The sequence below is a fragment of the Kosakonia sp. YIM B13588 genome (genome assembly GCF_042788165.1).
Classification (GTDB): Bacteria; Pseudomonadota; Gammaproteobacteria; order Enterobacterales; family Enterobacteriaceae; genus Kosakonia; species Kosakonia sacchari.
This window is the reverse complement of sequence record NZ_JBHZPO010000015.1, coordinates 100,128-110,494: the sequence shown is the minus strand read 5'-3', so window position 1 is coordinate 110,494 and position 10,367 is coordinate 100,128. Positions and strand designations below refer to the sequence as shown.

The 10,367-nt window shown below is 53.2% G+C and carries 9 protein-coding genes and 1 riboswitch; of the genes, 2 read left to right on the top strand and 7 right to left on the bottom strand.

Features of this window, described 5'->3' with window-relative positions; genetic code table 11:
- Positions 1 to 90: 90 nt before the first annotated feature.
- Together murI and btuB are read right to left on the bottom strand one after the other, a co-directional pair.
- Positions 91 to 942, bottom strand: a complete 852-nt coding sequence (gene murI / locus ACFX4U_RS21075) for a glutamate racemase (protein ID WP_305737469.1) — start codon at positions 940 to 942, stop codon at positions 91 to 93.
- Positions 887 to 2,737 (bottom strand): TonB-dependent vitamin B12 receptor BtuB, encoded by a 1,851-nt coding sequence (gene btuB / locus ACFX4U_RS21070; protein ID WP_318367056.1) that lies wholly within the window; start codon positions 2,735 to 2,737, stop codon positions 887 to 889. Before btuB ends, murI begins: the two co-directional genes overlap by 56 nt.
- Before the next feature lie 65 nt (positions 2,738 to 2,802).
- Positions 2,803 to 2,975, bottom strand: a riboswitch (cobalamin riboswitch).
- A gap of 117 nt (positions 2,976 to 3,092) precedes the next feature.
- On the opposite strand from btuB, the gene trmA reads away from it, so the two are divergent.
- Positions 3,093 to 4,199: a tRNA (uridine(54)-C5)-methyltransferase TrmA gene (trmA, locus tag ACFX4U_RS21065; protein WP_318367057.1), complete on the top strand. Its 1,107-nt coding sequence runs from the start codon at positions 3,093 to 3,095 to the stop codon at positions 4,197 to 4,199.
- A gap of 263 nt (positions 4,200 to 4,462) precedes the next feature.
- Here the strand turns inward: trmA and ACFX4U_RS21060 are convergent, their stop codons facing one another.
- From ACFX4U_RS21060 to fabR, 3 genes are all read right to left on the bottom strand, one after another.
- On the bottom strand, positions 4,463 to 4,912 hold the full coding sequence (locus ACFX4U_RS21060) for a hypothetical protein (RefSeq protein WP_305737471.1): 450 nt from the start codon (positions 4,910 to 4,912) through the stop codon (positions 4,463 to 4,465).
- Between the two features lie 242 nt (positions 4,913 to 5,154).
- The gene (locus tag ACFX4U_RS21055; RefSeq protein ID WP_017459616.1) at positions 5,155 to 5,514 is read right to left on the bottom strand and encodes a YijD family membrane protein; all 360 of its coding nucleotides are present in this window, start codon (positions 5,512 to 5,514) and stop codon (positions 5,155 to 5,157) included.
- 3 nt (positions 5,515 to 5,517) lie between these two features.
- A complete protein-coding gene (gene fabR / locus ACFX4U_RS21050; protein ID WP_017459617.1) occupies positions 5,518 to 6,162 on the bottom strand; it encodes an HTH-type transcriptional repressor FabR in 645 nt (214 codons plus the stop codon).
- A 196-nt stretch (positions 6,163 to 6,358) separates the two neighbouring features.
- Between fabR and sthA the strand changes: the two genes are divergently transcribed.
- A complete protein-coding gene (gene sthA, locus ACFX4U_RS21045) occupies positions 6,359 to 7,759 on the top strand; it encodes a Si-specific NAD(P)(+) transhydrogenase (protein ID WP_044489539.1) in 1,401 nt (466 codons plus the stop codon).
- Here the strand turns inward: sthA and oxyR are convergent.
- Together oxyR and argH are read right to left on the bottom strand one after the other, a co-directional pair.
- Positions 7,742 to 8,659 (bottom strand): DNA-binding transcriptional regulator OxyR, encoded by a 918-nt coding sequence (gene oxyR / locus ACFX4U_RS21040; RefSeq protein WP_017459619.1) that lies wholly within the window; start codon positions 8,657 to 8,659, stop codon positions 7,742 to 7,744. The genes sthA and oxyR overlap by 18 nt on opposite strands.
- 261 nt (positions 8,660 to 8,920) lie before the next feature.
- On the bottom strand, positions 8,921 to 10,294 hold the full coding sequence (gene argH, locus ACFX4U_RS21035) for an argininosuccinate lyase (protein WP_313511233.1): 1,374 nt from the start codon (positions 10,292 to 10,294) through the stop codon (positions 8,921 to 8,923).
- Positions 10,295 to 10,367 lie beyond the last annotated feature (73 nt).

Sequence of the window (10,367 nt, the reverse complement as noted above, 5' to 3'; positions counted from 1 at the left end):
AGTGGAGGCGCATTATAGGGAGTTAATTCCCGCTGACAACCCCTAATTTCAAAAAACTTTTCAACCGTCTCTTTTTTGCGCAAAACTGCTCTAAAGCGCCAGTTTTTCGAGCTTTTTGAACCCATAGCGCTGCAAAACGGGCAATAGTTGCGCAGTCTCAGGAGTTAATGCCATGCAATAGGCAATATTCTCATCGGAAGATTTCGCATCCGGCGCTTCGTGTTCAAGCAGCCAGGCAGTACGTCGCGCAATTGCCGCGCCTGAGTCGATCAAACGCGTCCCTTCTGGCAACACTTGCAGCAACTCGTCTTGCAGTAAAGGAAAGTGCGTACATCCCAGTACCACCGTATCCGGCGGCTCTTTCATGCGCAGCCATGGGCGAAGGATATGTCGCAGCTCATCCAGCGAGACCGTTTCCCCATGCAGTTTCGCTTCCGCCAATACAACCAGCTCCGCCGAACCCAACATCTCAATCCGGCACTCATTCGCGAAACGCGAAATCAGTTCGTGTGTATAAGGACGCTTCACCGTACCCCGCGTTGCCAGCAGCCCTACCACACCGTTTGCCGTTAGACGCGCGGCGGGTTTGATGGCAGGCACGACGCCGACGACAGGGAAAGAGAACTTATCCCGCAGTGCGGGCAAAGAGACGGTGCTCGCCGTATTGCAGGCAATAACGGCCAGCGCGAGGGAGTACTGGGCCTGAACGGCGGTAACGATTTCGACAACACGCTCAACGATAAACGCTTCGCTTTTCTCCCCATAGGGGAAAGCGACATTGTCAAACGCGTAGATGTAATGCAGATCCGGCAGGAGATGCCGGATCTCATCATAAACGGATAACCCACCGACGCCGGAGTCAAATACCAGCACGGTGGGACGTGCATCAGAAGGTGTAGCTGCCAGACAAGGTGTATTCCCGTCCTGCAGTTTGGTAGCCATATGCTGTCTCGTACTCTTTATCGAACAGGTTGGCGATTTTACCACGAACTGTTAAATGAGAGGTCACAGGATATGAGGCAGAAAAATCAACCGTACTATAACTTGGCAAAATACGTTGCTCAGGATTATAGGTTGAAGTGCGGTTGTCATAACGCTTACCGAAGTACTCCCAGGCCAGACCCATATCGACATTCAATACGGACCAGTCAAGCTGGTACTTCGCCTGACGCTTCGCACGGCGCGGCAGCACTTCATTGGTTTCATCATCACGCGGGTCAATATATTGCAGCGTCACGCGATGCGAAAAGATGCCGGTATCCACGCTGCCCGTCCACTCAACGCCTTTAATGGTGGCAGAGTTAATGTTGTAGTAAGCCGTATCGCTGTAGGTGATCAGATTTTCAATCTCATAGCGATAGGCAGACAAACGCCAGTCCAGCGGACCGGTTAAGCCTTCAATACCCGCTTCCCACTGTTTTGACTCTTCCGGCTTCAGGTTCGGGTTGGAAGCGATACCAAAACGCTTCGCGCCAAACTGCTGACCTAAAGACGGTGCCAAGAAGCCGGTGCCGTAAGAAACGGTCAGACGGTAATTCTCAACGAACTCCCAGCCGGCAGCGGTCTGCCAGGTGCCATGCCAGCCGAACTCATCATCTTTATCTTCCCGGCCTGATGCTTCCAGCGTGACATCACCAAACTGCTGCATCCCGTTCAGGTATAAGCCTGTATTCTCACGCTCATAAGCATCGCGCGTCGTTTTATTCGATGAAACCAGGCGCTCTTGTTTCCAGTCTATGCCCGCGCCAACAGAACCTTTGCCGACATTAACGTTGTTACCCCACTGAATGTATCGTTGCTCCATATCATCCAGTGTGGTGCCATCGTTATAGCGGCCATAAATGCTGCTGTAGTTGTAGTCTTTGCTTTTTTGGTAGCTGGCCAGCAGCTGGGACGAATAGATCCCCTGGGCGAAATTCAGCCCGGTATCCCAACCCTGCACAAACAGCTGGCGTTCATCTGCGCTGTAGTCTGCTGAGAACGGCGCGCTACCGAGGTCATAATCCACGTTGTTGCTAAAGTTGTAGCCGCGAAAGAAGCCGTCGAAGTTGTCGTTGAATTTGTGCTGCAGGCTGCCCCAGAACGTTTTATTGCGGTAACCATCACGATCTTCGTCATGATCCCAGGTTGAGCCGGGCTGCACGTTAAAACCGCGCGTGCTGGTATAAGAACCCGCCGCCGTCGCCACGGTGTCACCGAAGCGCTGACGCAACGTACCGTCATACGTCTGATAGCCCTTCGAGCCAACGCCGGCATTGATTTGCGATTTCTCATTGCCCGTCATGGTAATGACGTTAACCACCCCGCCAATCGCTCCGGAGCCATACACGGCAGAGCGCGGCCCGCGAATATATTCCACGCGTTGCACTAAAGAGAGTGGGATTTGATTCAGCTCGGGATCGTTGGAAATCCCGGAGCGCGCGACCGGTACGCCATCAATTAGCAGCAGCAGGTGTTTCGCTTCTGTACCGCGCACATAAACCGAGGCGGTTTGACCTAACCCGCCGTTTTGCGCGATATCAACCCCAGGCAGGCGACGCAGCACATCAACCAGTGAGCGCGACTGCCAGCGATCGATGTCCTCACGCGTTACCACTTCTGTCGGTGCAAGCACCGTCTTAGCCGGTTGTTGAAAACGATTTGCTGTCACCACCAAATTGTCTGAGCTGCTATCTTGCGCCCAGCCGGAAAAAGCTGTGACGGAGAGCGCCGTCAGCAGCGAAGCTTTTTTAATCATTGTGAAAGCATCCACAAAAGAGTAAGGATGCCGCAGGCTCCATCAATAGCACGCGATGATGTCAACCAGATGCGACGTATACCGGCAGGTCTTCGGGCTTGGAGGTACATCAAGAAAGCGACTTCCCACCCAACAGGCAGTGTCTGCTCTCTCACCTTGATCCTTACCGCTGCGCGTCAGCCCCAGATTCTCACTGGATTCCCTTTTAACTCACAGGACCGGAACAGGGATGCTACATTCTGTAACATATGGATGTCCAGACTGCTAACTGACTATTTAGCTCATATCCGGGGCTGGACATCGTCTGAGCAATGCCTACAATCCCCGCGTTATTCTTAATCACTCAGGAAGCATGATGACCCCCGAACACCTGCCGACAGAACAGTACGAAGCCCAGCTGGCCGAAAAAGTGGTGCGTCTGCAATCAATGATGATGCCTTTTTCCGCGCCGCTTCCGGAGGTGTTCCGCTCACCGGTCAGCCATTACCGTATGCGCGCCGAATTCCGCATCTGGCACGACGGCGACGATCTCTACCACATCATTTTCGATCAGCAGACCAAGTCTCGTATCCGGGTGGACAGTTTTCCGGCAGCAAGCGAGCTGATTAACCAATTAATGACGGTAATGATCGAGGCGGTACGCGGGAATAAAACGCTGCGCCATAAGCTGTTCCAGATTGACTACCTGAGCACCATGAGCAACCAGGCGATTGTCACCCTGCTCTACCATAAAAAGCTGGATGATGAATGGCAGGCAGAAGCCGCGCACCTGCGTGACGCGCTGCGCGCGCAGAATCTGAATGTGCAGTTAATTGGTCGTGCGACTAAAACCAAAATCGAGCTGGATCAGGACTTTGTTGACGAGCGTCTGCCGGTCGGTGGCAGAGAGATGATCTACCGCCAGGTGGAGAACAGCTTTACGCAGCCTAACGCGGCCATGAACATTCAGATGCTGGAATGGGCGCTGGATGTTACGCGTCATTCAACAGGCGATCTGCTGGAGTTGTATTGCGGCAACGGCAACTTCTCGCTGGCGCTGGCGCGCAATTTCGATCGCGTGCTGGCTACCGAAATCGCCAAACCGTCCGTGGCAGCAGCGCAATACAATATCGCGGCTAACCACATCGATAACGTGCAGATTATCCGCATGTCCGCCGAAGAATTTACGCAGGCGATGAACGGCGTGCGCGCTTTTAACCGTTTGCAGGGTATCGATCTTGCGAGCTATCAGTGCGAAACGATTTTCGTCGATCCGCCGCGCAGCGGGCTGGATGCGGAAACCGAGAAAATGGTGCAGGCCTATCCGCGAATTCTGTATATCTCCTGCAACCCGGAAACGCTGTGTAAAAATCTGGAAACATTGAGCCAGACACACGATATTTCACGTCTGGCGCTGTTCGATCAATTCCCGTATACGCACCACATGGAGTGCGGCGTACTGCTGACGCGTAAAAGCGAATAACGCTATATAAAATACGTCAACTCCTTTGATGGCTGGCCTGTGAATCAAGCCAGCCAAATAATAGTGGTGAGAGGGAAATGACTGCTGCGCGTAACTATTTATTTATCAGAATAATGACCATTGCGGAACGTGATCGCGCTAACATTATTTTATAATAGTTTGTGAATGTTCTGATACGGTATTTATATCGTCAGGCATATTAATCCTGATATTAAAGATCAGCCCCGCATGAAACAGGGCTGAGAAGTAATGCATTTTACTGGTTATTTATCGGCAATAAAGTGGTCATCATCGCCCACCGGAATATAAACGCGAACCCACTCTTTACCGTCGACAATATCCCAGCTATGACCTTCGCCCGCCGTGTCTGCCGCAAGCAGAACGGTGCCGGGTTCAATGATGAAGGTTGAGCCATCGCTAACCCTGAACTTCAACTTACCTTTCATTGTCACCACGTATTGCTTCTTCGGTGCCGGATGTACCCCTTTCTGCCACTCTTCAAACGTATTGCTGAAGTAGAGATTTTGCGAAGAGAGCTTCGCCAGCGAGGGAACAGAACCTTTAATAAACGCTGAGTGGTTATCTTGTGTATTAATGAGCTTTACCGCCGGAATACGGTGTTCACTCCCATTCGTTTTTGTTGTATCCGCGGATGCGGCGACCGAAATAACTAAACCGGCCGTGGCTAACAGAAGTTGTGTTATTTTTTTCATCAGGATGTCCAGAGTTAATTTTAACCTGCCGCCTGAATCAAACGATCGTCAGGCAACCGAATAAAATGCCGAATCAGTACATCAGATGAAATGCGTTTTATTGTAGATTTTTTTAATTAATAAATTATTGATGAATTCTGCCGGGGCTTTATTTCGCAAGCGCAGAACAAACGGATTTATAATTTCCGACGCTTAATTAATTGGGGATGAAAATCCCCTCTCGCAGGGAGAGGGGATAATGCTTATTCAGAGGCTTCGTGTTTGCGACCGCGCAGACGAAAACCAATCCAGAAAACCAGTATTACCGATAAAACGGCGGGCAGGAAGTTAGAACCGATATCCGGATACTCGGCGCGTACCACCGTACTGTAAATCAGCACACCGAGGATAAAACAGGCGGCGGCAAGGCCTGGCAGACCCACCGGCATCGTGCGATTTTGGTAGCGCTGATGCAGACAATACACCGTCAGCACCAGCGAAATAATCGGGAATATTGAAAACGGTACAATAGAGCTGAACACGGCGGAGAACGTACCGTTAATCGATAAGCCAGCAATGAGCGCCAGCAGCAACGTACCTTTATCTTGACCAGACTGTTTCATTACTCATCCTTCACTCGTCGGTTGATGCGCCAGTTTTTCCTGTTCACGGCGATACCAGTAGTACGCGCCTTTTGAAATCATGCGCAATTGTAGTACCAGTCGCTCTTCTAATTGCCTGCGTTGTTCCGCCCCTACATCCAGCGCTTCTGCACCGGCGTTGAAGACAATCGTCACCATCGCTTCGGCTTGCGCTTCAGTGAACGCTCGCGGCATATGGTTTTCGAGTTCAAGGTAGTCGGCAAGTTCCGCAATAAAATGTTGGATCTCACGCGCTACCGCCGCACGAAAGGCTGCGGACGTTCCGGAGCGTTCTCGCAACAGGAGCTGAAAAGCGTTGGGATTATTGCCGATAAATTCCATAAATGTGGAAACTGACGTGCGGATCACGCTACCGCCTTTCGCAATACGCTGACGCGCCTGGCGCATCAACTGGCGCAGCATTAACCCACTTTCGTCCACCATGGTCAGACCGAGTTCATCCACATCCCGGAAATGACGATAAAAAGACGTTGGCGCAATGCCTGCCTCACGGGCAACTTCCCGCAGGCTCAGGCTGGCGAAGCTGCGCTCCGCGCTGAGTTGGCTAAATGCGGCTTCGATCAGCGAACGCCGCGTTCTCTCTTTTTGTTGCGCTCTTACACCCATCACGATGTTTGAATCCTTCCAGGGGCCCGCTGGCACTATACCAGAGAATAAATCCGATCCGATTGTACTGGATTGTGACGGATTGTTTACGCGCAGTTTCTTCTTTTTCGTGGCAAAAGAGCACAACGATAATTGGGTTACCGCCGCTTTGATGTTAGTATTATGTTGCTTTTATGTATAAGAACAGGTAAGCCTTACCATGCCACATTCCTACGATTATGATGCAATAGTAATAGGCTCCGGCCCCGGCGGCGAAGGCGCAGCTATGGGCCTGGTTAAACAAGGAGCACGGGTCGCGGTTATTGAGCGTTACCACAATGTCGGCGGCGGCTGTACGCATTGGGGCACTATCCCCTCAAAAGCGTTGCGCCACGCCGTTAGCCGTATTATCGAATTCAACCAAAACCCGCTCTACAGTGACCACACCCGCCTTCTTCGCTCCTCTTTCGCCGATATCCTGAACCATGCTGAAAGCGTGATTAATCAGCAAACGCGCATGCGTCAGGGCTTTTATGAGCGTAACCGCTGCGAAATTTTAGAAGGCAACGCCCACTTTATTGATGACCACACACTGGCGCTGGAGTGTCATGACGGCACGGTCGAAACCATCACCGCCGAAAAGTTCGTTATCGCCTGCGGTTCACGCCCCTACCGTCCGGCCGATGTCGATTTCGCCCATCCGCGCGTTTACGACAGCGACTCGATTCTTGATATGCACCACGAACCCCGCCATGTAATCATCTACGGCGCGGGGGTGATCGGCTGCGAATATGCATCGATCTTCCGTGGTATGAACGTCAAAGTCGATCTGATCAACACCCGCGATCGCCTGCTGGCGTTCCTTGATCAGGAAATGTCGGACTCACTCTCTTATCACTTCTGGAATAGCGGCGTCGTTATCCGCCATAACGAAGAGTACGAGCGCATTGAGCCGCTGGATGACGGGGTGATTATGCACCTGAAATCCGGCAAAAAACTGAAAGCCGACTGCCTGCTCTATGCCAACGGCCGTACCGGCAACACCGATAGCCTGCAACTGGCGAATATTGGCCTTGAAGCGGACGGACGCGGTCAGTTGAAGGTTAACAGCATGTACCAGACCGCGCTGCCGCACGTCTATGCGGTCGGCGATGTGATTGGTTACCCAAGCCTGGCATCAGCGGCTTACGATCAAGGTCGCATTGCCGCGCAGGCAATGGTCAAAGGCGAAGCCACCGCGCATCTGATAGAAGATATTCCGACCGGGATTTACACCATTCCGGAGATCAGTTCCGTGGGCAAAACCGAGCAGCAGCTCACGGCCATGAAAGTGCCGTATGAAGTGGGTCGCGCGCAGTTTAAACACCTGGCGCGGGCGCAGATTGTCGGCATGAATGTCGGTACGCTGAAGATCCTGTTCCACCGCGAAACGAAAGAGATTTTGGGAATTCACTGCTTTGGCGAGCGCGCGGCCGAAATTATTCATATCGGCCAGGCGATTATGGAGCAGAAAGGTGGCGGTAACACCATTGAGTACTTCGTTAACACCACCTTTAACTACCCGACAATGGCGGAAGCCTACCGGGTAGCGGCGCTAAATGGCTTAAACCGCCTGTTTTAACGCCGTGTCGAAATGGCCATCCATCGCACCACGGATGGCCTCTGCCAGCTGCTCATAGCGGCTGCGCAGCGGCGAACCTGGGCGATAAACCAGCCCAACCGTACGTTTCGGTTCTGGTTTGATGCACGGCAAATACACCACACCATCGCGTTTGCGCTCGCGCGGAACGGAAAGCGCAGGCAGCAACGTGATACCACTCCCGGCGGCGACCATATTGCGCAGCGTTTCCAGGCTGGTTGCGCGAAAATGCGTATCTTCGTCCGCACCCGCTTCGAAGCAGAAGCCCATCGCCTGGTCGCGCAAGCAGTGCCCGTCTTCCAGCATCAGCAGCTTTTCGCCCGCCAGGTCAGCCATCGGCACACATTCGCGGTTCGCCCACGGATGATCTTCATAAATCGCCAGCATCATCGGCTCATCGTACAGCGGCACCTCAATAAAGGCTTCGCTCTCTTTCACCAGCGCGAGGATCGCGCAGTCGAGCTTGCCGCTGTCCAGCTGCGCTAAAAGCTGATGCGTCTGCGCTTCATGCAGATACATTTCCAGTTTCGGGAAAGTCTGGTGCAACAGCGGAATGATGTGCGGCAACAGGTAAGGTCCAACGGTTGGGATCAGGCCAATATGCAGCGGGCCGGACATCGTTTCCCCCTGCTGGCTTGCCATTTCCTTCAGCACTTTGACCTCGCGCAGCACGGTGCGCGCCTGATCCACCAGCAACAAACCCGCCTGGGTGAACAGCACTTTGCGGCTGGTACGCTCCAGCAGCATTACGCCAAGTTCATCTTCCAGTTTACGGATCTGCCCGCTCAGCGTGGGCTGGCTGACGTGGCAAGAATCGGCTGCACGGCGAAAATGGCGGTGTTCGGCTAACGCCACTAGGTACTCAAGATCACGAATATTCATTATTCATCCTCCGTCGCCACGATAGTTCGTGGCGATAGATAGCATAGCAACGAACGATTATCCCTATCAAGCATTCTGTTCAATAATTAGCACCAGAAACGAAGCGGCACCTCAGCTTGACCCGTGATGAGGCAACTACCCTCTGTTTCTCTCTGAACAACTAAAGCCAACGTGAACGTTTTGCGGACCTGAGAGTCCGCTTTTTTTTGCATAAAAAAGCCCGGCGTAACGCCAGGCTCCTGTTTGCAAACCGCGCCCCACTTACACCAACCGCGCCTTCGCATCCACAATCGCCTGCGCAACCTGAACCGGTGACACGCCGCCTTTCGCCGCACGTTTATCAAGGCAGGATTGCAATGACAGAATGGGATAAACATCGTCGCCAATCACATCGCTGAATTTTTGCAGATCGGCAAGCGGCAGATCTTCCAGCGGTTTGCCCTGGCGAATCGCTTCTACCACCGCTTCACCAACAATGTGGTGTGCTTCGCGAAACGGTACGCCTTTCGCGACAAGGTAATCCGCCAGTTCGGTGGCATTGGCGTAACCCTGCTGCGCCGCTTCCTGGCAACGCGGGCGTTTCACCTGAATGCCGTCCAGCACCAGCGCCGCCATGTGCAGACAGTCAAGCCAGGTGTCGAGCGCGTCGAACAGCCCTTCTTTGTCTTCCTGCATATCTTTGTTGTACGCCAGCGGCAGACCTTTAAGCGTCATCATCATGCCAGTAAGCGCGCCCTGTACACGGCCGCACTTACCACGGATCAGCTCCAGCGCATCCGGATTTTTCTTTTGCGGCATCAGTGAAGAACCAGAGGTTACGCGGTCAGAAAGCTCGACAAACGCCGCTTCGCCAGAGTTAAAGAAAATCAGGTCTTCGGCAAAGCGCGACAGATGCACCATGCCGATTGAAGCGTCAGAGAGCAGTTCCAGCACGTGGTCGCGGTCGGACACACTGTCCAGGCTGTTGCGGGTTGCCGAGGCAAAACCCAGCCAGCCGGCTAACTGCTCACGGTCGATTTCATAAGCCGTTCCCGCCAGCGCGCCGCTGCCCAGCGGGCTGACATCCAGGCGTTTTAGCGTATCCTGCAAGCGGCTTTCATCACGCGCCAGCATCTCAACATAAGCCAGCGACCAGTGCGCGAACGTCACTGGCTGCGCACGTTGCAGGTGCGTATAACCAGGCATGACTGCGTCCTGGTTATTTTCCGCCGTCACCACCAGCGCACTCTGCAACTGGCGATTCGCCAGCAGCAATTCACTGATGGTGTCTTTACACCACAGTTTCAGATCGGTCGCGACCTGGTCATTACGGCTGCGCCCGGTGTGCAATTTTTTGCCCAGTTGGCCCACTTTGTCGATCAACTTGCCTTCCACCCAACTGTGAATATCTTCCGCGTCGCTTTGCAGGATCTGCTGCGGATTAGCACGTACCTCTTCCAGCAAATTGTTCAACGCTTCTTCCAGTTGCTGCTGCTCAGCCGCTGTCAGCACGCCAACAGTCACCAGCGCTTTAGACCAGGCCACAGAGCCAACGATATCCTGCTCCGCCAGGCGATAGTCAAAGCGCAAAGAGTCGTTGAACTGTTTGAACCGTTGATCCGCTGCCTGAGTAAAACGCCCGCCCCAAAGTGCCATAGTTTGCTTCCTTCTCTTTATCCGCTTTGCCGGACGGCGCTGCGCCTGCCCGGCCTACATAAATTGTTGTGTC